The sequence below is a fragment of the Micromonospora sp. WMMC415 genome, assembly GCF_009707425.1.
Lineage (GTDB): Bacteria > Actinomycetota > Actinomycetes > Mycobacteriales > Micromonosporaceae > Micromonospora.
In genome coordinates, this window is the sequence record NZ_CP046104.1 from 2737056 (window position 1) to 2758655 (window position 21600).

The 21600-nt window shown below is 75.8% G+C and carries 24 protein-coding genes; 23 read left to right on the forward strand and 1 reads right to left on the reverse strand.

What is annotated here, in order from left to right; genetic code table 11:
- Positions 1-23: 23 nt before the first annotated feature.
- From GKC29_RS13220 to GKC29_RS13260, 9 genes are all read left to right on the forward strand, one after another.
- Entirely contained in the window at positions 24-617 is a 594-nt protein-coding gene (locus GKC29_RS13220) for a hypothetical protein (protein ID WP_155331119.1), read from the forward strand.
- Positions 601-918 carry a DUF167 domain-containing protein gene (locus tag GKC29_RS13225; RefSeq protein WP_155331120.1) on the forward strand — a complete coding sequence of 106 codons (318 nt, stop codon included), beginning with the start codon at positions 601-603 and terminating at the stop codon, positions 916-918. The genes GKC29_RS13220 and GKC29_RS13225 overlap by 17 nt, the downstream gene beginning before the upstream one ends.
- Positions 919-1102: 184 nt before the next feature.
- Positions 1103-2602: a potassium/proton antiporter gene (locus GKC29_RS13230; protein ID WP_155331121.1), complete on the forward strand. Its 1500-nt coding sequence runs from the start codon at positions 1103-1105 to the stop codon at positions 2600-2602.
- A 221-nt stretch (positions 2603-2823) separates the two neighbouring features.
- The gene (locus tag GKC29_RS13235) at positions 2824-3243 is read left to right on the forward strand and encodes a TraR/DksA C4-type zinc finger protein (protein ID WP_007463005.1); all 420 of its coding nucleotides are present in this window, start codon (positions 2824-2826) and stop codon (positions 3241-3243) included.
- A 68-nt stretch (positions 3244-3311) separates the two neighbouring features.
- Entirely contained in the window at positions 3312-4022 is a 711-nt protein-coding gene (gene lspA / locus GKC29_RS13240) for a signal peptidase II (protein WP_155331122.1), read from the forward strand.
- Positions 4019-4963: an RluA family pseudouridine synthase gene (locus GKC29_RS13245; protein ID WP_155331123.1), complete on the forward strand. Its 945-nt coding sequence runs from the start codon at positions 4019-4021 to the stop codon at positions 4961-4963. The genes lspA and GKC29_RS13245 overlap by 4 nt, the downstream gene beginning before the upstream one ends.
- Positions 4964-5081: 118 nt before the next feature.
- Positions 5082-6107 carry a hypothetical protein gene (locus GKC29_RS13250; protein ID WP_155334117.1) on the forward strand — a complete coding sequence of 342 codons (1026 nt, stop codon included), beginning with the start codon at positions 5082-5084 and terminating at the stop codon, positions 6105-6107.
- Between the two features lie 77 nt (positions 6108-6184).
- On the forward strand, positions 6185-7621 hold the full coding sequence (locus tag GKC29_RS13255; protein ID WP_155331124.1) for an AAA family ATPase: 1437 nt from the start codon (positions 6185-6187) through the stop codon (positions 7619-7621).
- A gap of 61 nt (positions 7622-7682) precedes the next feature.
- A complete protein-coding gene (locus GKC29_RS13260) occupies positions 7683-8570 on the forward strand; it encodes a DUF2567 domain-containing protein (protein WP_155331125.1) in 888 nt (295 codons plus the stop codon).
- On the opposite strand, the gene GKC29_RS13265 is transcribed toward GKC29_RS13260, so the two are convergent.
- Positions 8485-9189: an LON peptidase substrate-binding domain-containing protein gene (locus GKC29_RS13265; RefSeq protein ID WP_155331126.1), complete on the reverse strand. Its 705-nt coding sequence runs from the start codon at positions 9187-9189 to the stop codon at positions 8485-8487. The genes GKC29_RS13260 and GKC29_RS13265 overlap by 86 nt on opposite strands.
- A gap of 106 nt (positions 9190-9295) precedes the next feature.
- Between GKC29_RS13265 and hisD the strand changes: the two genes are divergently transcribed.
- From hisD to GKC29_RS13330, 14 genes are all read left to right on the forward strand, one after another.
- Complete coding sequence (gene hisD, locus GKC29_RS13270) at positions 9296-10618, forward strand: histidinol dehydrogenase (RefSeq protein ID WP_155331127.1); 1323 nt, start codon at positions 9296-9298, stop codon at positions 10616-10618.
- A 76-nt stretch (positions 10619-10694) separates the two neighbouring features.
- Positions 10695-11768 carry a histidinol-phosphate transaminase gene (locus GKC29_RS13275; protein WP_155331128.1) on the forward strand — a complete coding sequence of 358 codons (1074 nt, stop codon included), beginning with the start codon at positions 10695-10697 and terminating at the stop codon, positions 11766-11768.
- On the forward strand, positions 11765-12376 hold the full coding sequence (gene hisB / locus GKC29_RS13280; protein ID WP_155331129.1) for an imidazoleglycerol-phosphate dehydratase HisB: 612 nt from the start codon (positions 11765-11767) through the stop codon (positions 12374-12376). The genes GKC29_RS13275 and hisB overlap by 4 nt, the downstream gene beginning before the upstream one ends.
- A gap of 58 nt (positions 12377-12434) precedes the next feature.
- Complete coding sequence (locus tag GKC29_RS29550) at positions 12435-12608, forward strand: hypothetical protein (protein WP_196255867.1); 174 nt, start codon at positions 12435-12437, stop codon at positions 12606-12608.
- Between the two features lie 58 nt (positions 12609-12666).
- Positions 12667-13299, forward strand: coding sequence for an imidazole glycerol phosphate synthase subunit HisH (gene hisH / locus GKC29_RS13285; protein ID WP_155331130.1), 633 nt, complete (start codon positions 12667-12669; stop codon positions 13297-13299).
- A gap of 33 nt (positions 13300-13332) precedes the next feature.
- On the forward strand, positions 13333-13656 hold the full coding sequence (locus GKC29_RS13290; protein WP_155331131.1) for a hypothetical protein: 324 nt from the start codon (positions 13333-13335) through the stop codon (positions 13654-13656).
- A gap of 16 nt (positions 13657-13672) precedes the next feature.
- Complete coding sequence (priA, locus tag GKC29_RS13295) at positions 13673-14398, forward strand: bifunctional 1-(5-phosphoribosyl)-5-((5-phosphoribosylamino)methylideneamino)imidazole-4-carboxamide isomerase/phosphoribosylanthranilate isomerase PriA (RefSeq protein ID WP_155331132.1); 726 nt, start codon at positions 13673-13675, stop codon at positions 14396-14398.
- A gap of 85 nt (positions 14399-14483) precedes the next feature.
- Positions 14484-17228 (forward strand): AAA family ATPase, encoded by a 2745-nt coding sequence (locus GKC29_RS13300; RefSeq protein ID WP_155331133.1) that lies wholly within the window; start codon positions 14484-14486, stop codon positions 17226-17228.
- A gap of 46 nt (positions 17229-17274) precedes the next feature.
- Positions 17275-17538, forward strand: a complete 264-nt coding sequence (locus GKC29_RS13305) for a hypothetical protein (RefSeq protein ID WP_155331134.1) — start codon at positions 17275-17277, stop codon at positions 17536-17538.
- Positions 17539-17620: 82 nt separating this feature from the next.
- Complete coding sequence (locus GKC29_RS13310; RefSeq protein WP_155331135.1) at positions 17621-18169, forward strand: hypothetical protein; 549 nt, start codon at positions 17621-17623, stop codon at positions 18167-18169.
- 12 nt (positions 18170-18181) lie between these two features.
- Positions 18182-19624, forward strand: coding sequence for a hypothetical protein (locus tag GKC29_RS13315; RefSeq protein ID WP_155331136.1), 1443 nt, complete (start codon positions 18182-18184; stop codon positions 19622-19624).
- A 42-nt stretch (positions 19625-19666) separates the two neighbouring features.
- Complete coding sequence (locus GKC29_RS13320) at positions 19667-20110, forward strand: MarR family winged helix-turn-helix transcriptional regulator (RefSeq protein WP_155331137.1); 444 nt, start codon at positions 19667-19669, stop codon at positions 20108-20110.
- Between the two features lie 5 nt (positions 20111-20115).
- Positions 20116-20547 (forward strand): organic hydroperoxide resistance protein, encoded by a 432-nt coding sequence (locus GKC29_RS13325; RefSeq protein WP_155334118.1) that lies wholly within the window; start codon positions 20116-20118, stop codon positions 20545-20547.
- 40 nt (positions 20548-20587) lie between these two features.
- Positions 20588-21586, forward strand: coding sequence for an NADP-dependent oxidoreductase (locus GKC29_RS13330; protein WP_155331138.1), 999 nt, complete (start codon positions 20588-20590; stop codon positions 21584-21586).
- The last annotated feature ends 14 nt before the right edge of the window (positions 21587-21600 follow it).

Genomic DNA, 21600 nt, shown 5'->3' on the forward strand with positions numbered 1-21600 from the left:
GTACGACGCGGCGGGGGTGAGCCGTGATAGTCGCCAGTCTCCTGCTCATCGTCCTCGCGGTCGTGCTGCTGGTGATCGGTCTGGCCGGCGGCTCGAGCCTCCTGCTGGTCATCTCCATCGCGGCCAGCCTGCTGGCCGCCGTCGCGCTGGTCGCGGGTGCCCGCCAGGTGGCCGCCGCCCGGGTGACGGCCGAGCGGATCCGGCCCCGCGGCGGCCCGGCCCCCGCCGGCGCGTACGGGCCGGCCGTGGACACGGGTGTCCCGGTCCAGCACGTTCCTCCGCCGGTCGACGACGGCTCCGGGTGGCGGCAACCACCCGAGCCGCCGACGGCCGACCCGTCGGCAGGGGTCGAGCCGTTCGACGACGAGCCCGCCGCGCAGGACGTCCCGGTGGGCGACGCGGCGCGGTTGGCCCGCCTCGACCACGAGGTGCGGGTGGTCGACGGCCGCCCCCGGTACCACCTCGCGGGGTGCCCGCACCTGGTCGGCCGGGAGCACGAACCGGTGCCGGTGGCCGAGGCCGTCGACCTCGGCTTCACGCCGTGCGCCCACTGCGCGCCGGTCACCGCCCTGCTCGCCGAGGACGGGCGGATCGCCAGTGGTGGCGCGGGTGCCTGACGCGCCGGGCAGCGGCGGTCCGCTCACCATCGCCGTCCGGGTGAAGCCGGGCTCCTCCCGTACCCGGGTCGGCGGCCGGTTCGATGGCCCGCACGGTCCCGCCCTGGTCGTCGCGGTGACCGCGCCCGCGGTGGACGGGCGGGCCACCGAGGCGGCCCGCAAGGCCCTCGCCGACGCGCTCGGCGTCCGGCCCGCCGCGGTGTCGCTGCGCACCGGCGCCGCCAGCCGCGACAAGCTCTTCCTCGTCGAGGGGGCCACCCCGGACCTGCCCGGGGCGCTGCACCGCCTCCGCGACGGATGAGGGCCGGTGTCGCCGTCCCGGCGCGAGCCGCGACGAGACGGCATGCGCCATCCGGACGGGCGGTGACCGGTGCCGGTTCCGGTGTGACAGCCGTGCCGATCGGCACCACCGCCGCTGCCGGTCGTCGCCCGCGTTCGGGGCGGCCGGGCGGTGCCCGCCCGGGCCCCGCCCGCGCGGACCACCCGTGAGTCCCGGTCTGGAGGTCGCGCTCCTGCTCGGCGCGGCGGTGCTTCTCGTGGCAGTGGGCGCGGTCCGCCTGTCCACCCGGCTCGGCGTACCGAGCCTGCTCGTCTACCTCGCGCTGGGGGTGGCGATCGGCGAGGCGGGGCTCGGCATCCGCTTCGACGACGTCGACCTCACCCGCACGCTGGGGTTCTGCGCGCTCATCCTGATCATCGCCGAGGGTGGGTTGAGCACCCGGTGGAGCACCCTGCGGCCGGTGCTGGGGCTGTCCGCCGCGCTCGCCACGGTCGGCGTGGTGGTGAGCATCCTGGTGGTCGGGCTCGTCGTGCACCTGTTGCTCGGGCTGGACTGGCGGCTGGCGCTGCTCTACGGCGCGGTGCTCTCCTCGACCGACGCGGCGGCGGTGTTCGCGACCCTGCGCCGGCTGCGGCTGCCGCCCCGGCTGGTGGCGACCCTGGAGGCCGAGTCGGGCATGAACGACGCCCCGGTCGTGCTGCTGGTGGTGCTGCTGTCCCGGCCCACGGTCGAGCACCCCTGGTGGTACGAGGTCGGCCTGGTCACGTACGAGTTGGGCCTGGGCGCCCTGGTGGGCTTCGCGGCCGGCGTGGGCGGGCGGTGGGCGCTGCGCCGGGCGGCGTTGCCCTCGGCGGGGCTCTACCCGATCGCGGCGGTCGGGCTGACCGTGCTGGCGTACGCGGCCGGCTCGGTGCTGCACGCCTCCGGCTTCCTCGCCGTCTACGTCGCGGGCGTGCTGCTCGGCAACGCCCGGCTGCCGCACCGCCAGGCCATCCTCGGCTTCGCCGACGGGCTGGCCTGGCTGGCCCAGATCGGGCTCTTCGTGCTGCTCGGTCTCCTGGTGTCGCCGAGCCGGCTGGGCTCGGCGGTGCTGCCCGCGCTGGTCGCCGGGCTCGCGCTGGTGCTGCTCGCGCGGCCGGTCTCGGTGGCCGCGTCCGCCCTGTCGTTCCGGGTCGGCCTTCGGGAACAGGCCTTCCTGTCCTGGGCGGGGCTGCGCGGGGCGGTGCCGATCGTGCTGGCCACCATCCCGCTGTCGGAGCGGGTGCCGGGTGCGGACCGGCTCTTCGACGCGGTCTTCGTCCTGGTGGTGATCTTCACGCTGGTGCAGGCCGGCACGCTGGCCCCGGCCGCCCGCTGGCTGCGGGTGACCGCGCCCGCGGAGGCGGCGGAGATCCGGGTGGAGACGGCGCCGCTGGAGCGGATGCGGGCCGACCTGCTCCAGCTGGAGGTGCCGCCCGGCTCCCGCCTGGCCGGGGTGCACGTGGACGAGTTGCGGCTGCCGCTGGGCGCCTCGGTGACGCTCGTGCTGCGCGACGGGGTGGGTTTCGTACCCGGCCCGGACTTCCGGTTGAAGACCGGCGACAGCCTGCTGATCGTGGCGACCCACGGGGTGCGCGACCAGGCGGAGCGCCGGTTGCGGGCGGTCAGCCGGCAGGGCCGCCTGGCCCGGTGGTTTGGCGAGTACGGCGAGGACCGGGATGGTTGATCTGCTAGCGTTCCTTTTGCCCCGATATGGCATGAGTAGGGGCTGAACGACGGGGCGTCGGTGCGGCACGTTGTCGGACGCCTGTACGTTCCGTATCCTTGCCAACCTCCGGAGTGCGCTGCCCTGTGGTGGCGCGCCCGTTTCGTACCTGGGGGCGCCGAACGCGGCGACCCCTGTCCAGGTGCCGCGGTCCCCGCGGCTCCGCGGCCGAGGGAGCGACGATGGCGAAGCCAGCCGACACCAGGACCGCCGGCCGCAAGCCGGTGGCCAAGGCCACCCGCAGCGCGGCGGAGACCGAGAAGATCCGGGCGGCCCTGGCGGCGCGGCGCGACGAGCTTCGCGCCGAGTACGATCAGACGCTGAGCGAGATCACCGAGCTGCAGCGCGATCGGCTGACCGACTCGGCCGGGGACGACCAGGCCGACACCGGCACCAAGACGTTCGAGCGGGAGCAGGAGATCTCCCTCGCCAACAGCATCCTGGAACGGATCACGCAGGTCGAGCGGGCGCTGGAGCGGCTCGACGAGGGTGGTTACGGCTGGTGCGAGCGGTGCGGCAACCCGATCCCGGTGGAGCGGCTCGCCGCCTTCCCGTCGGCCACCCTCTGCGTGACCTGCAAGCAGCTGGAGGAGCGGCGCTGAGGCGACGCTCCCCGGCGGCGGAGAGGAGGCGGCGCCCCGGCGCCGCCGCGAGCGTCGATGGGGAGCAGATGACCGCAGCACCGACCCCCGGCCCCGGCCGCGCCCGGACCGCCGGGCAACCCGGCTCCGACCGTCAGGCCGAGCCGGCCGGCCAGACCGGGCCCGCCGGCGACAACGGGCCCGCCGACCCGCCGACCCGGGGCGGGCGTACGCCGCGGCGACGGGCCCTCGCGGTCCTGCTCGGCGTCGGGCTGACCTCCCTCGCCCTGGACCTGCTCACCAAGCACCTCGCCCTCCAGGCCCTCGAGGACCGCGCGCCGGTCGAGCTGTTCGGTGGCCTCGTCTACCTCAGCCTCACCCGCAACAGCGGTGCGGCGTGGAGCATCGGCGCCGACCACACGTGGATCTTCCCGCTGATCACCATCGGCGTGGTCGGGTGGATCCTCTGGATGGCGCTGCGGCTGCGCTCGCTGCCCTGGGCGCTCTCGCTCGGCCTGGTGCTGGGCGGTGCGCTGGGCAACCTGATGGACCGGATCTTCCGGGCCCCCGGCTGGTTCGTCGGCCACGTGGTCGACATGGTCAGCCTCCTCGACCCGTACGGGCGGGTCTGGCCGGTGTTCAACCTGGCCGACAGCTCCCTGGTCTGCGGCGTCATCCTGGCGGTGCTGCTCGAGCTGACCGGCCGCCAGCGCGACGGCAGCCGACTCGGGCGCGACGGCCGTCCCGTCGAGGCCGCCGACGCGGCCACCGGCGACGGCGAGCCGCGGGGGCGGGCATGACGTCGGCCTTCGCGGCCGGCGGTGACCAGCGTTCGCTGCCGGTGCCCGACGGCCTGGACGGCCTGCGGCTCGACCAGGCCGTCGCCCGACTCTTCGGGCTCTCCCGGACGACCGCCGCGGCCCTGGTCGACGCGGGTGCCGCGCTGGTGGACGGCGCGGTCCGGGCCAACTCGCACAAGGTGCGGGCCGGGTCCTGGCTGGAGGTGACGCTGCCGCCACCGGCCGCCCCGCCCGCCGTGGTGCCGCAGGCCGTGGCCGGCCTGACCGTGGTGTACGCCGACGACGACATCGTCGTGGTGGACAAGCCGGTCGGCGTGGCCGCCCACCCCAGCCCCGGCTGGACCGGCCCGACCGTGGTCGGCGGGCTGGCCGCGATCGGCCACCGGATCTCCACCAGTGGCGCCGCCGAGCGGCAGGGCGTCGTGCACCGGCTGGACGTCGGCACCACCGGCATCATGGTGGTCGCCAAGAGCGAGCAGGCGTACACGGTGTTGAAGCGGGCGTTCAAGGACCGCGAGGTGGACAAGCGCTACCACGCGGTGGTGCAGGGCCACCTGGACCCGCTGCGCGGCACCGTCGACGCCCCGATCGACCGGCACCCCCACCACGACTACCGCTGGGCGGTCGTCTCCGGCGGCAAGCCGAGCATCACCCACTACGACACGCTCGAGGCGTTCCCGGCGGCGAGCCTCGTCGACGTCCGGCTGGAGACCGGCCGCACCCACCAGATCCGGGTCCACTTCTCGACGCTGCGCCACCCCTGCGTCGGCGACCTCACGTACGGTGCCGACCCGACGCTCTCCGCCCGGCTCGGCCTCGACCGGCAGTGGCTGCACGCCCGCGAGTTGGGGTTCCGCCACCCCCGAACGGGGGACGAGGTGCGCTTCGTCAGCGACTACCCTGACGATCTGAACCGCGCGCTGGCACTCCTGCGGGACTGACGGCGGCGGCGACCGCCCCAGCACGTGTCTCACGGATCTCGCCGGCCGGACCCGTTCCGGGTGTCGACGAGATCCAGGAGACCCGCCCGTGACGACCCGACGAGGGGGACTTCCGCCCGTGCGCGCCGGTGACCTGCTGCGCCAGCTGGACCAGCAGCTGCTGCCCCGCCTCCTGGCCGCCGCCGGCCGGCTGGGCCAGGGCCCGGCCCGGCCCCGGGTGCTGCCCACGGTGGCGCTGCTCTCCTGCGCCGCCGTGCTGCTCACCGCCGTCTGGGCCACCGACGGCGCTCCGGTCGGCGACCGCACGGTGGGCGAGGTCACCCGGGTCGGGGTGGCCGCCGGGGACTCCATCCCGGGCTACGTCCAGGCGGCCGCGGCCGACCTGGCGGCGATGCCGGCGGCCGTCCCGTCGTCCGGCGACGGCACGTACGCGCTGGTCTCCCTCTCCGCGTACCTGACACCGCAGCGGGCGGCCAGCGTTCTCGGCGACGTGCCGGTCGCCGCCGTCTTCGGACGGGTGCCGCTGCCCGACCGGCAGACCGAGATCGTCCGCATCGCCGCGCAGCGGCTGCCCGACGACGCGGTCGCCGCCATGGGCGAGGTCGCCGCCCGCAAGGACCGGGAGGCCGCCGACTACCTGGCGCGGGCCGCTGCGGTGACCGGTGGCGGCCCCGAGGAACGCGAGCTCCGCCAGTGGTACGTCAGCGGCGCCGAGGTGGCCGCGGCGGAGGCGACGGCCTACCGCACCGGGTGCTCCTGCCTCTACGCCGCGGTGGTCCGGGCGGAGCCGGTCGCCCTGCGCCGCGTGGCGTCCCGGCCGGGGGTGCGGGTGGTGGACCCGGCTCCGGAGGTGCGCCGGCTCGATCGCACCGTCTTCACGCCTCCGTTGCCGGAGCAGGACGAGGTGGCGAGTCCGCCGAGGGACGCTGCCGTGCCCCCGCCCGCGGCCCCGGCGACCGCCGATCCGGTCCCCAGTTCGGCCGCCGCGCCGACGCCCGACGCGGGCGCGACCCCGTCGCCGGCACCACCGGTGATTAATTCGTCACCGGTTCCGTCGACCACGCCGCCGTCACCGGCGACCTCGCAGTCGCCGGTGACCTCGACAGACTCCTCCGAGAGCCGCTCGCCGGAGCCCACTTCCTGACAGTGGGCGGGCCCGCCGGTGCGCGTACCGGTGTGGCCCGAATAGGGTTTCGTTCGTAGCCTGTCAGGCGGAGCAGGATGGCGTCGGGAGGGCGAGCCGTGGAGGGCAGCGAGACCGGCTGGGGACGGTCGGCCGAACCGGCACCGCGGTGGCGGGCGCTGCTCGACCGGGCGCGGCTGGCTGGCCGCGCCGTTGAGCAGGGCGAGTCGGACCGGCGGGCGGATTCCCCGGCGCCCGAGCCGCTGCCCCGGCGCGCCGCCGGCAACGGCTACGCCGCCCGGGTCCCGGCCGTCGGGCACCCCGCGGAGCTGTCGTACGGCGCCGAGCCCCCGCCCTACGGTGCGGAACCGCCACCGTACGCCGGCGGCCCGCGGGACGACGCCGGCTACCGTGCCGAGGCGACCTACCGGGTGGAGCCGACCTACCGGGCCGACCCGGCGTACCGGACGCCGCCGGCTCCGCGCCCGGAGCCGCGCTACCCCGAGCCCGAGCCGCCCCCGCCGGCCCAGTCGCGGTACGCCCTGCTCGACAACGGCTACCGGCACGCACCGGTCGACCCGCGGTACGCGCCGCCGGGGACCGGCCACCAGCCCGAGCCGGCGTACGCGCCGCCGGGGACAAGCCACCAGCCCGAGCCGGCGTACGCGCCGCCGGCCGCCGACCGGGGATACGCCCGGGTGGAGTGGCGGCCGCAGGCGGTGGAGAGCGAGCGGGAGCGGGCCGCCTCGGTGCTCCGGCGCGAGCTGGGCACCCCCCGGGTGCTCGCGTTCGCCAACCCGAAGGGCGGCGTGCACAAGACCACGGCGACCGTGCTGGCCGCGGCGACCGTGGGCAGTATCCGCGGCCGTGGCGTGCTGGCCTGGGACGACAACGAGCTGCGCGGCACCCTCGGGCTGCGCGCCGGCAGCGCCCGGCACGCGCGCACCATCCGGCACCTGATCAGCGACCTCGCCCACATCGAGATCAAGGACGGGCCGGAGCTGCTCGACCAGCTCGACGACTACCTGCGGCACGCCTCGGACGGCTCGTACGACGTGCTGGCCGGCGAGGAGAGCCCCCGCTTCGCCCAGCGGCTCGACCAGTTCACCGTGCGCCGGGTGCTGGAGCTGCTCCGGCGTACCCACGACGTGATCTGCGTGGACACCGGCAACAACGTGGAGAGCGCCAACTGGCGCACCGTCATGCAGGCCGCCGACCAGCTGGTGGTCACCACGGTGCCCCGGGAGGACGCGGCGTTCAGCGCGGACTGGATGCTCGACCTGCTGCACGAGGTCGGCATGGGCGAGCTGGCCGACAACGCGGTGACGCTGATCTCCTGCCCCACCCCGGGCCGCACCGACCTCCAGGCCGACCTGGAGCGCCACTTCGCCACCCGTACCCGGGCGGTGACCGTGGTGCCGTACGACCCGGCGCTGGAGAGCGGCTCGTCGATCGAGTACCACCAGCTCCAGCCGGCGACCCGGGAGGCGTGGCTGAACGCCGCCGCCGTGATGCTGGAGCCGTTCGCCCGCTGACCGGCCGGGCGTCTCGTCCACCGGCGACCCGTCGCGGCGCCGCGCCTGAGAGGATCACGGGGTGAGCGCGGACACCCCCGACCCCGACCGCCCCGAGCCACGGCCCGCGGCCGCGGCGCCGCACGCCGAGCCACCAGTCGAGCCGCCCGCACCGGCCGTGCCGCGGGAGCGCCCGTCCGGCGGCGACCCGACGACGCCGGTCGCGGCCGAGGGGCCCGCTGCGGCGAAGGGCCCGCCGGTGGCGCCCGTCGGCGGGCCGGCCGGCCCGGTGTACCCGGCGACCTGGTACGACGGTCCGCCCCCGGTGGCGGAGGAGCCACCCCGCCCGCGAATCGCGCGGGCCGTGGCGGCGGCCCTCGGCCTGGTGGTGCTCGGCGCGCCGCTCGGGCTGCTCTGGGCCGCGGTGGCACCCGACACCCCGGTGGTGCGGACCGCGGAGGGCGCCATCTACGGCGAGCCGCAGCCCGAGCAGCCGATCGCCGCCGACGGCTGGTTCAGCCTGCTCGGTCTCGGCTTCGGCGTGCTGGCGGCGATCGCGCTCTGGTTCGTGCTGCGCCGGGGCCGGGGCCCGGTCGGGCTGCTCGCCGCGGTCCTCGGCTCGCTCGGCGCGGCGCTGGTCGCCTGGCAGGTCGGCCGCCGGGTGGGGCTGGCCACCTTCGAGCGGCTGCTGACGACCGCCCCGGAGGGCGAGGCGTTCGGCAAGCCGGCCGACCTGCGGGCCGGCGGGATCGAGTGGGTGCTGGGCGTGCTCCCGGTGCCGTACGGCAACGTGCTGCTGCCCGCGTTCGGCGCCGCCGTCGCGTACACCCTGCTGGCCGGCTGGTCCCGGTGGCCGTCGCTGCACCCCGGGCCGGTGCCCGGCGTCAGTTGGGGGTCGGCGGCGACGCGAGTTCCCCCAGCGGCACCGGCACCGCCCGCACCTGGCGCAGCAGAGCCGCCTCGCGGTTGAGCAGCCGCAGCTCGGCGCGGAGCCGGGCGGCGGTGTCGTCGATCGCGAGCAGCCGCTGCCGGTCGGCGACGGTCAGCGCCGCGGTCGCGGCGACCAGGTGCGACAGGACCGTCGGATCCTCCGGGAGCTGCTCGGAGATCTCCTCCGGGTCGGCCCGGACCAGCCCCAGGTACTGCCGGAACACCGCGAGCACGCGGGCGGCGAGCAGGCCGGCGGCCTCGTCCGGGGTCGCCGGCTCGGGCAGCCACTCGACCTCGGCGGTCAGGTAGGGCGCGCCGGCGCGGTCGACCTCGCCGACGCGGAACCGCCGCCGGCCCACGGTGACGATGTCGAAGCCGCCGTCCGGCAGCTCGGTCACCTGCCGCAGCTCGGCGGTGCAGCCCACGTCGTGCAGCGTGAGCTCGCCGCCGTCGGGCAGCGGACGGCCGTCCGGCCCCTTCGGGGCGACCTCCCAGCCGGCCCGGATCGCCACCACACCGAACTCCCGCGGCGCGCCGTCGGGAAGATCGACCAGGTGCCGGACGAGCGCGCGGTAACGCTCCTCGAAGATGTGCAACGGCAGCACCAGACCGGGGAAGAGGACGGTTCCGAGCGGAAACACCGGCAGCCGCGCAGTCACGCGTCGAGCGTATCCGGATCCGGTCCCGGCGGCGTGTCCCGGCTCACCGTCCCGTCGTGCGGGCGGTGCCGGTCGGTGCCGGACGTGTCCGCCTAGACTCGCAAGGGTGCTGAACCGGATCGACCTGCGCGGCGGTGTCCGTGACCCGCGCCGCCTGTTGCCTCGTGCCCAGCTCGACGTGTCCGTGGCCGTCGAGCGGATCCGCCCCCTCGTGGAGGCGGTGCGGGAGCATGGCTACCCGGCGATCCGGGAGGCGAGCGAGCGGTTCGACGGGGTCTGCCCGGACGTGCTGCGCGTGCCCGCCGAGGTGATCGCCGAGGCCGAGGGGACGCTCGACCCGCAGGTGCGCGCCGCGCTGCTGGAGTCGATCACGCGGGCCCGGCGGGTGCACGCCGACCAGCGCCGCACCGACCACACCACCCAGGTGGTGCCCGGCGGCACGGTCACCGAGCGCTGGGTGCCGGTCGACCGGGTGGGCCTGTACGTCCCCGGCGGCCTGGCGATGTACCCGTCGACCGTGGTGATGAACGTGGTGCCCGCCCAGGCGGCCGGGGTGCGCTCGCTGGTCGTGGTCAGCCCGCCGCAGAAGGACAACGGTGGCCTTCCCGACCCGCGCGTGCTCGCCGCCTGCGCCCTGCTCGGGGTGGACGAGGTCTACGCCGTCGGCGGCGCGCAGGCCGTGGCGATGCTCGCGTACGGCGCCGCGGTCGACCCCGCCGGCACGGTCTTCTGCGCGCCGGTCGACATGATCACCGGCCCGGGCAACATCTGGGTGACCGCCGCCAAGCGGCTGCTGCGCGGCGTGGTCGGCATCGACGCCGAGGCCGGCCCGACCGAGATCGCCATCCTCGCCGACGACACCGCCGACCCGGCGCACGTCGCCGCGGACCTGGTCAGCCAGGCGGAACACGACCCCCTCGCGGCCAGCGTGCTGGTCACCCCGTCGACCGCGCTGGCCGACGCGGTCGAGCGGGAGCTGGCCCGCCAGGTCCCGGCGACCAAGCACGCCGAGCGGGTCACCACGGCGCTGTCCGGCGAGCAGAGCGGCATCGTGCTCGTCGACGACCTCGAGGCGGGGCTGCGGGTGGTCGACGCGTACGCGGCCGAGCACCTGGAGATCCAGACCGAGAACGCCCGCGACTGGGCGCTGCGGGTCCGCAACGCCGGCGCGATCTTCGTCGGCGCCTGGTCGCCGGTGTCGCTCGGCGACTACTGCGCCGGCTCCAACCACGTGCTGCCCACCGGCGGCTGCGCCCGGCACTCGTCCGGCCTGTCGGTGCAGTCCTTCCTGCGGGGCATCCACCTGGTGGAGTACACGCGGGACGCGCTGCGCGAGGTGGCGCCGCACGTGGTCACCCTGGCCACCGTCGAGGACCTGCCGGCGCACGGCCAGGCGGTCAGCGCGCGCTTCCCGGGGGAGACCCCGTGAGCGAGCGGAGCGAGCGAACCATCGGGCTCAGCCCTCGCCGCCGTCAGGGCGGCGCCGAGCGGAGCGGGGCGGCGGCATGAGTGCCCTGGACGACCTGCCGATCCGGGACGACCTGCGCGGCCGGTCCCCGTACGGGGCGCCGCAGCTCGACGTGCCGGTCCGGCTGAACACCAACGAGAACTCGTACCCGGTGCCCGAGGCGGTGGCGGACGCCATCGCCAAGGCGCTCGCCGTCGAGCTGCGCGACCTCAACCGCTACCCGGACCGGGACGCGGTGGCGCTGCGCGCCGACCTGGCCGCGTACCTGGGGCACGGGCTCACCGTCGACCACGTGTGGGCGGCCAACGGCTCCAACGAGATCCAGCAGCAGCTGCTCCAGGCGTTCGGCGGGCCGGGGCGCAGCGCGCTCGGCTTCACGCCGGCGTACTCGATGCACCCGCTGCTGGCGCTCGGCACCGGCACCCGGTGGGTGCCCGGCCGGCGCGGCGCCGACTTCGGCCTGAGCGCCGACGACGCGGTGGCGCAGGTCCGGGAGCACCAGCCGGACGTGGTGTTCCTCTGCTCGCCGAACAACCCCACCGGCACGGCCCTCGACCCGGCCGTGGTCGCGGCCGTGCTCGACGCGGCGCCGGGCATGGTGGTCGTGGACGAGGCGTACGCGGAGTTCGCCCGGCCGGGCACGGTCAGCGCCCTCGCGGTGCTGCCCGGGCACCCCCGGCTGGTGGTGACGCGCACGATGAGCAAGGCGTTCGGGTTCGCCGGCGGGCGGCTCGGCTACCTCGCCGCCGACCCGGCGGTGGTGGCGGCGGTGCAGCTGGTCCGGCTGCCGTACCACCTGTCGGCGCTCACCCAGGCCGCCGCCCGCGCGGCCCTGGCGCACCGCGACGCCCTGCTCGGCACCGTCGCGGCGATCATGGAGCAGCGGGACCGGATCGTGGCCGCCCTGCGTGCCCGCGGCCACCGGGTGGCCGACAGCGACGCCAACTTCGTGCTCTTCGAGACCCGTGGTGACCAGGCCGCCGCCTGGCGGACGCTGCTGGACGCCGGGGTACTGGTCCGCGACGTCGGCCTGCCGGGCTGGCTGCGGGTCACCGCCGGCACGCCCGCCGAGACCGACGCCTTTTTGTCTGCGATGGAGAAGCTGTCATGAGTCGGACCGCCCGGATCGAGCGGGTCACCAAGGAGACCAAGGTCCTCGTCGAGATCGACCTCGACGGGACGGGCCAGGCCGAGATCAGCACCGGTGTCGGCTTCTACGACCACATGCTGAACCAGATCGCCCGGCACGGCGGCTTCGACCTGACCGTGCAGACCGTCGGCGACCTGGAGATCGACGCGCACCACACGATGGAGGACACCGCGCTCGCGCTGGGCGCGGCGTTCGACCAGGCGCTGGGCGACAAGGCGGGCATCCGGCGGTACGGCTCGGCCACCGTCCCCATGGACGAGGTGCTGGTCCGGGCCGCCGTGGACCTGTCCGGCCGGCCGTACGTCGTGCACGACGAGCCGGCGCTCGCGCCGTACATCGGCCCGGTCTACCCGACCAGCATGACCCGGCACATCTGGGAGTCCTTCGGGCAGTCGGCCCGGATCACGCTGCACGTGGACGTGCTGCGGGCCGCCCGGCCCGGCGGTCACCCGGACGCCCACCACGTGGTGGAGGCCCAGTTCAAGGCGGTGTCCCGGGCGCTGCGCGAGGCGACCGCGATCGACCCGCGCTCGGCGGGCGTGGTGCCGAGCACGAAGGGCGCCCTCTGATGAACGCGAGGAACGCAGTGCGGCGCAGTACCGCGGTCGCGGATGGCGGAGGGCTCTGATGGCGAGCCTGCTTCCGATCCTGCTGCTGGTCCTGGCCGGGGTGCTCGCCGGTGGGGTGCTCTCGTTGCACCGGCAGGGGGCCCCGCGCGGGGCGCTGGCGGTCACCGCGGTGCTGGCCGTGCTGGCCGCCGTGGCCGGCGGGTTGTGGCTGCTCCCGGGGGAGGGGTCGTGAGCGAGCGGTACAGCGCACCGGCGTCCCGCGGCGGCGCCGACCGGAAGGGGGCGGCGGCATGAGCCGTGTGGTGGTACTCGACTACGGTTCGGGCAACCTGCGGTCGGCGGAGCGCGCGCTGGCCGCGGCCGGTGCGGACGTGACGGTCACCGACGACCTGGCCGCCGCCGCCGACGCGGACGGCCTGGTGGTGCCGGGCGTGGGTGCGTTCGCCGCCTGCATGGCGGGCATCGAGGCGCTCGGCGCCGGCCCGGTCATCGCCGGGCGGGTCGCCGCCGGCCGGCCGGTGCTCGGCATCTGCGTCGGCATGCAGGTGCTCTTCGAGCACGGCGACGAGCACGGCGTCGTGACGAAGGGCCTCGGGCTGCTGCCCGGCGGGGTTACGAAGCTGCCGGCCCGGCGGCTGCCGCACATGGGGTGGAACACGGTGCGTCCGCCGGCCGGTTCGGTGCTCTTCGCCGGCCTGTCCGGCGACAGCCGGTTCTACTTCGTCCACTCGTACGCCGTCGGCGACGTGGCCGGGCTCGCCGCTGCCGGCGCCGCCGTCACCACCGCCCGCCACGAGGCCGAGTTCGTGGCGGCCGTGGAGCGCGGCCCGCTCTCCGCCGCCCAGTTCCACCCGGAGAAGTCCGCCGACACGGGTGCCGCGCTGCTGCGCAACTGGCTCGCGACGCTGCCCGCCGGTGACTGAGAGACTGCCGGGAAGCGGCGCCGGGGAGGTCCGATGAGCAAGGAACGGGCCCGGCGCCGGGCCGTGCGGGAGGCGGAGGCGGCGCGGGAGCGGGTGGTCCGGGAGCGGCGGCTGGCCCGCCGGGCCCGCCGGCGGGCACTGGTCCGCCGGCTGACGCCCACGGTGCGCCGGGGGCGGACCGGCCGGCTGCCGCGGCACAGTCGCGGGGAGCGCGCCGCGATCGTGGTGCTGACCGGGGCGGCGATCCTGCTGATCTGGTCCCTCGTGGACGATCTGGCGCTGCGACTCGCCCTGGTCGCGCTGCTGCTGCTCGTACTGCCGGCGATCGTGGTGATCGCTCTGGACCGTCGTACCTGATCCGAGGAGAGATTCCGTGAGCCTCACCCTGTTGCCCGCCGTCGACGTCGCCGACGGCCAGGCCGTCCGCCTCGTGCAGGGCGCCGCCGGCAGCGAGACGACGTACGGCGATCCTCTCGACGCCGCGCTCGCCTGGCAGCGCGACGGCGCCGAGTGGATCCACCTGGTCGACCTGGACGCGGCGTTCGGCCGGGGATCCAACGCGCACCTGCTCGCCGAGGTGGTGCGGCAGCTCGACGTCAAGGTGGAGCTGTCCGGCGGCATCCGGGACGACGAGTCGCTGCGGGCCGCCCTCGGCACCGGCGCCGCCCGGGTGAACATCGGCACCGCCGCCCTGGAGGATCCGGAGTGGTGCGACCGGGTCTGCGCCGAGTTCGGCGACCGGGTCGCGATCGGGCTCGACGTGCGGGGCCGTACCCTGTCGGCCCGGGGCTGGACGCGCGACGGCGGTGACCTGTGGGAGGTGCTGGAGCGGCTCGACAAGGCCGGGGCGTCGCGGTACGTGGTCACCGACATCACCAAGGACGGCACGATGCGCGGGCCGAACCTGGACCTGCTGCGGGAGGTCTGCGCCCGCACCGACGCCCCGGTGATCGCCTCCGGCGGCGTGTCCACCCTGGACGACCTTCGGGCGCTGGCCGCACTGGAGCCGGTCGGTGTCGAGGGCGTGATCGCCGGCAAGGCGCTCTACGCCGGCGCCTTCACGGTGGCCGAGGCGCTGGAGACACTGGCCGCCGCCTGAGCCCGGCCGCACCGGATCGTACGGGTGTCGGGCGACCCGCCGTTCGTGCTCGACCGACCGCTGTTCGCGCTGCCAGACTGGCTCGGTGAGCGGGGCGGTCGTCGGCCGGGACGAGGTGATCGACCGTGCGCGGCGTGCCCTGGCCGAGGGGCGGCCGGTCCTCCTGGAGGGCCCGGCGGGGATCGGCAAGACCGTCGTCCACCGGGCGATCCTGGACGCGGCGCGTCGCGACGGCTGGCGCGTCCTGGACTGCGCGCCGACGGAGATCGAGGCGGGGTTGCCGTTCGCGGCGTTGGCCGACCTGCTGGCCACGCTGGCCGACCGGGTGCCGCGGCTGCCCGCACCGCAGCGTGCCGCGCTCGCCAACGTGCTGCTCACCGACGAGGCCACCCAGCCGGTGGACGAGCGGTCGGTCGGGGCCGCCACGCAGGCACTGCTCGGCGCCGCCCTGGCCGATCCGGCCGAGCCGCGGCTGCTCGTGGCGGTCGACGACGCTCCGTGGCTCGATCCGCCGAGCGAACGGGCGCTGCGGTTCGCCCTGCGCCGGCTGGTGCCGCGGGTCGCCGTCCTGGCGACCGCCCGCGTCGAGCAGTCCGGCGCCGAGCCCGCGCCGCTGGGCCTCGACCGGGCCGCCCGACCGGAACGCCTCACGCTCGACCCGCTGGGCGTCGGGTCCCTGCACCACGTTCTGCGTGCCGAGCTCGGCGCCGCGCTGCCCCGACCGCTGCTCGTCCGGATCGCCGGTGAGGCCGGCGGCAACCCGCTGCTCGCGATCGAGCTGGCCCGGGCGGTGCTCCGGATGCCGCACCCGCCGGCACCCGGGGCCGACCTGCCGGCCGCGCCGTCGCTGCGGGGCCTGGTCGTCGACCGGCTCGCCACCCTTCCCCCGCAGACCCGGGACGCGATCCGCCTGGCCGCCCTGTCCGGCGTCCCCACCCTGGCCGGGCTGGCCCGAGCCGGCGTGCCACCGAGCGCCTTCGACGCCGCGGAGGAGGCCGGCCTGGTCACGGTCGGCGGTGACGTGGTCGGGTTCGCCCACCCGGTGTACGCGGCGGCGGTCCGTGCCGAGATCCCGCCGGGGGTGCGCCGGCGGCTGCATCGGCTGCTCGCCGACACCACGGAGAACCCCGACGAGCGGGCCCGGCACCTCGCCCGTTGCGTGACCGGGCCGGACCCGGCGGCGGCGGCGGAGATCGCGGCGGCCGCCGACCGGCAGCGGGCCCGCGGGGCGCCGGAGACGGCGGCGGGCCTGTACGACTGTGCCGCCCGCCTGGTTCCGCCGCCGGTCGGGGAGCACGCCCGATGGCGGCTGGCCGCGGTGCAGTGCCGGTTCGACGGCGGTGACTTCCCGGCCACCAAGTCGGCGGCCGACCAGGCGGCGCGGGAGTTGACCGGTGCCGCGCGGGCGGAGGCCCTGCTGCTGCGTGCGGTCGTGGCGTGGAGCTCCGACGAGCCGCCGGGGGCGGCCGAGCGGGCGGCCGAGGCGGCACTCGCGGCCGCGCCTGCCGGCTCGACGCTGGCCGGACGGATCCACGCCCACCTCAGCCTGTTCCGGGACGCCCCGGACCCGGCCCGGCACCACGGCGAGGCGGCCATCGAGCTGCTCGCGGGCAGTCGGAACGATCGGGACATGCAGGCCGCCGCGTTGCTGCTGCTGTTCCTCAACGAGGTCCGTGGCGGGCTGCCGGCGCGCACCGAGCTGCTGGACCGGGCGCTGGAACTGGAGGGGCCGGCGCCGTCGTGGCTGGCGGGGATCGTGCCGGCGGTCTGGTGGCGGGCGATCGACGAGCACGACCGGGCGCGGGAGCGGCTGCACACCCTGTTGGACCGGGCCACCATGCGGGGTGACGAGCCGTCCCAGCACGAACTCCGGACCCACCTCGGGGAGGTCGAGCTGCTCGCCGGCCGGTGGCCGGCCGCCGCCGCGCACATCGCCGCCGCCCGCGAGTTGGGCGAGCAGAACGGCAGCGACCAGGTCGGCGTGAAGTGGCTGGACGGGCTGCTGCTCGTGCACCGCGGCCAGCTGGCCGAGGCCACGCGGATCGCCGAGTCCGGGCTGCGCCGGGCGGCCGAGACGGACGACGAGTGGTGCCGGCGGATCCACGAGCAACTGGCCGGCTTCGCCGCGCTGATCGACGGCCGGCTACCGGCGGCCGCCCGGCACTACGGCGACCTCGCCGCCACCATCGACCAGATGGGTCTCGTCGAGCCGCTCGCCCAACGCTTCGAGCCGGACTGGCTGGAGGCCTGTGTCGGCGCCGGTGACCTGACCACCGCGGGGGCGGTGCTGGACCGGCTGGCCGCCCGGCACCGGCGGCTGCCCCGGCCGTGGACCACGCTCGGGCTGGCGCGCAGTCGCGTGCTGCTGGCCGGGGCCCTCGGCCGGGACCCGTCCGACGCCCTCGCTGAGCTGGTCGCCGCCCGGGCCGCCGTGCCGGCCGACGTGCTGCCCTTCGACCGGGCCCGGTGCCTGCTGGTGGCGGGCGTCGCGTACCGGCGGCTCCGCAGCCGGCGCGAGGCGCGGGACGCGTTGGCCGCGGCGGCCGTCGAGTTCGACGCCCTCGGCGCGGTCGCCCTGGCGGCCCGGGCCCGGCTGGAGGCGGGCCGGACAGGTGGCCGCCCTCCCGCGCCCCGCCAGCTCACCGCGACCGAGCGGGAGGTGGCCCGGCTCGCCGCCGCCGGCCGGACCAACCGGGTCATCGCCGACACGCTGTTCATCAGTCCGAAGACGGTCGAGGCCAACCTGGCCCGGGTCTACCGCAAGCTCGGTGTCGGCAGCCGCGCCGAGCTGGGCGCGGCCATGGCCCGGGGCGCCGACGTCGAAGCATAGGGAAACACCCGATTACCCGGGTGGCGCGGCGACCTAGCGTCGGCGCATGGCCACCCGCCTCTTCGTCCTCGAACGCTACGACCGGGTCCCCGAGGACCGCGCCGACGAGTCGCTCAGCCGGTTGAGCAACGGCGTCACCCGGCTACGCGGTGCGTTGCGCATCCCCGCTGACGACGTCGTGCTCGCGCTCGTCGAGGGGCCGGACGCGGACACCGTCGCGGAGGCGGCGGCGGCCGCCGGCTGGCGGGTGGACCGGCTGGGCCCGGCCGAGTGGATCGCCGTACCGGACGCGGACGGCACCGGGTGGTGACCGCCGGGCCGGGGACCGCCGGCCGGTGCGTCGTCGGCGGTCGCCCCTGGTCCGGGAACTTTCGTCGAGGAGGGACGTCGAGGTGAAGCAGACAGGTCGGGGTGGACGGTCGCTGCCGCTGCTGGTGGTGACGGGGCTGATGGTCATACCGCTCGCCGGTTGCGGCGGTGACGAGCCGGCGGCGACGCCCGCCGCACCGCCCCCGGTCGACTCGCAACTGCCGCCGGCCGGCGCGGAGGGGGAGCCGGTGGCCACCTCGGCGGCAGCCGGCCCGGACGCCTGCGCGCTGGTGTCCAAGCAGGAGGCCGAGCAACTCGCCGGCACGAAGCTGGAGGACGCGGTGCCGGTGCGGGAGACGTGCACCTACACCGGGCCGGTCACCGGGCCGACCGCCCAGGTGGAGGTGTTCGTCGGTGACGGGGCGAAGAAGTTCCTCGACGTCGAGCGGAGCCTGGGGCACGAGCTGCGCCCGCTGTCCGGCGTCGCGGACGAGGCGTACGTGAGTGCCGAGGCCGCTTTCGTGAACCGGGCGGGGCGCTGGGTGGCGGTGCGGCTGGTCCGGCTCAACGACCCGGCGGAGAACCGGGCGCCGCTGGAGCGGGTCGCCCGGACCGTGGCCGGGCGGATCTGAGCGGGTGCGGCGATGAGGACGAGTCGTCCGGTAGCGGTCCTGGCCCTGGTGGCCGTTCTGCTGGCGAGCGCCTGCCAGGGTGGCGAACCGCGGGGCGGGGAGGCGGCGGATCCCTACCACCCGGACGCGATCCGGTACGGGCTCGCGCCGCGACCGCACCCCGACGTCACCTACCAGCCGGACGTGGTGCTGGTCGGCGGTGGCGGTGCGGTCGTGCGGTCGGTGACCGACGACGGCCTCACGTGGCGGATCAATCGGGAGGCCGACCGGGCGGACGACCTCGCCCCGGGAAAGGTCATGTTCCTGACGTCGCGGGCGGTCGGCCGGGTGGTGGACGTCCGCCCGGAGGGTGACGATCTGGCGGTGACGGTCGCGCCGGTCGAGTTGACCGAGGTGGTGCGGGACGGCGCTTTCCGTACCGAGCGGCCGGTGCCGCTCGACCGGCCCGTCCGGTACGCGGCGGGGGAGCCGGCGTGGGCGGTCGGTGACCTGCCGGCGGGCGGTGGTGGCGGCGGTCCCGCCGGCACCGGGCTCGCGTCCGCCCCGTCCCCGCCGCGGCCCCCGCAGCCGCCGGCCAAGCTCGCGACCGCCGGGGAGGCCGTGACGGCGGGCAGGTTCCGGATGACCCCGACCTGCTGCGCCGAGGGAGTCGGCCTGCGTTTCGGCTACGACGACGGTGAGATCCGGATGACCGGTGAGGTCACACTGATCATGCAGCGGCCGTCCGCCAGCTTCGACCTCGTGATCAGCGGCGGTACGGTGACCCGGGCGGAGTTCAGCGTCACGGGCGGGGCCGGCCTGCGGGTGGCGGTCAAGGCCGCGACCCGGGTCGGCAACGTCCGCAACCTCGCCAAGTCGGTCGCGGTGCCGGTGCAGTTCAGCGTGCCGGTCGGCACGATCCTCGGGATCCCGTTCTCCGCCACCGTCGACCAGGTGCTGGACATCCGGACGGTGTTCACCGCCAAGGACGGCTCGATCGAGGCCGCCGGCGAGTACGCGCTGACCGGCGCGCTCGGCTACGGCTACCACCGTCCCTACTGGGGGCCGGTGATGCCCGCCGGGTTCACCGTCCGCGACAGCCTCACCAACTCGATCACCGGCGTGTCGATCGGGGTGAACGGGATCCTGTTCGGCTACGACGTCAAGTTCACCGTCGGCATCGGGGCGTTGGGATTCACCGCCGGGGTGTACGCCGGACTGCGGGCCGGCGTCGGCGCGACGCTCGGCTCCGGCGCTGGCGCTCCGCTGGCGGTCTGTCGGGGCGCCGGCATCACCGTGACGTTGCGGTACGGCATCAGCTACTCGATCCCGCAGGTGGTCGCCGACGTCGTCAACTTCTTCCTGAAGGTTTTCCGGACCCGGCCGATCCAGCGTACGGGCGGACTCGGTGACGAGACCACGGTGGTGAAACGGGCCGAGACCATCCCACCCGACGTCCCGCTGTGCGCCACGTGACTATTGGTTGTGCCCAATTAAATTGTGCGCTACGGTTCTGTGGTGACCGATGATCTGGTGCTGCGGCGGCAGGTGTGCTTCGCGCTCTACGCCGCGTCGCGCGCCCTCACCGACGTGTACCGGCCCATCCTCGACGGCTTCGGCCTGACCTACCCGCAGTACCTGGTGCTGCTGGTCCTGTGGGAGCACGACGAGGCGCCCACGGTCTCCGCGCTCGGCGAGCGGCTGCACCTCGACTCCGGCACGCTCTCCCCGCTGCTCAAGCGGCTGGAGGGGGCGGGCCTGGTGGTCCGGCGGCGGTCCGCGGTCGACGAGCGGCGGGTGGTGGTCGAGCTGACCGCGCAGGGGCGGGCCCTGCGCGAGCGCATGGCCGACGTGCCGCAGCGGGTGGCCCGGGCGACCGGGCTGACCGCCGACGACCTCGTCGCGCTGCGCGACACCCTCACCCGGGTCACCGAGACGATCCACCGACAGAAGGAGCAGTGACGACCATGCAGGTGCTCTACACCGCCCACGCCACGGCCAGCGGCGACGGCCGCGACGGTCACGTCCGCACCTCCGACGGCACCGTCGCCCTGGACCTCGCCGTGCCCAAGGAGATGGGCGGGTCGGGCGACGCCGCCAACCCGGAGCAGCTGTTCGCCGCCGGCTACGCGGCCTGCTTCCACTCGGCGCTGCGCCTGGTCGGCCGTCGGGCGAAGGCCGACGTCACCGGCTCCCTCGTCGAGGCGGAGGTCGGCATCGGGCCGAACGGCAGCGGCGGCTTCGGGCTGACCGTGGCCCTCGTGGTCGACCTGCCGGCCGTGCCCCGGGAGGCCGCCGAGCAGCTGGTCGCCCAGGCCCACCAGGTCTGCCCGTACTCGAACGCGACCCGCGGGAACGTCGAGGTTGCCCTGCGCGTCCGCGAGGCGCTGGCGGCGTGACGCCACGACGCCCCCGCCCGCGTACGACGAAAGGACGCCCGTGACCACCAACCGTGAGATCCACCTGGCCGCCCGCCCACAGGGGTGGCCGACCGAGGACACCTTCCGCCTCGTCACCACCGACGTCCCGACCCCGGGGCCGGGCCAGATCGTGGTCCGCAACACGTACCTGTCCGTCGACCCGTACATGCGCGGGCGGATGAACGACGTCAAGTCGTACGTGGCCCCGTTCGCCCTGGACGCGCCGCTGGACGGCGGCGCGGTCGGCGAGGTGGTGGCCAGCGAGGCCGACGGGTTCGCGCCCGGCGACACCGTGCTGCACGGGCTCGGCTGGCGGGAGTACGCGCTGCTCGACGCCAAGGCCGCCCGCACCGTCGACCCGGACCTGGCCCCGGTCACGGCGTACCTGGGTGTGCTCGGCATGACCGGGCTCACCGCGTACGCCGGTCTCCTCGACGTGGCCGCGATGAAGCCGGGGGAGACCGTGTTCGTCTCCGGCGCGGCCGGTGCGGTGGGCAGCGTGGTCGGGCAGATCGCCAAGCTCAAGGGCGCCGCCCGGGTGGTCGGCAGCGCGGGGTCCCCGGCGAAGGTCGACCGGCTGAAGGCCCTCGGTTTCGACGCCGCCTTCGACTACCACGACGGCCCGGTGCGGGAGCAGCTGCGGGCCGCCGCGCCGGACGGCATCGACGTCTACTTCGACAACGTCGGCGGCGAGCACCTGGAGGCCGCCATCGGCGCGATGCGCCCGCACGGCCGGGCGGCCGTCTGCGGCATGATCGCGCAGTACAACGCCACCGAGCCGCCGGCCGCGCCCCGCAACCTCGCGCTGCTCATCGGCAAGCGGCTCACCCTGCGCGGCTTCCTCGTCGGCGACCACGGCCACCTCCGCGACCAGTTCGTGCGGGAGGTCGCCGGGTGGCTGCGCGACGGGAAGCTCGTGTACGACGAGACGGTCGTCGACGGCATCGAGAACGCCCCGGCGGCCTTCCTCGGCCTGCTCCGCGGCGAGAACCTGGGCAAAATGCTCGTGAAGGTGTAAGGAAGGGCCCCCTC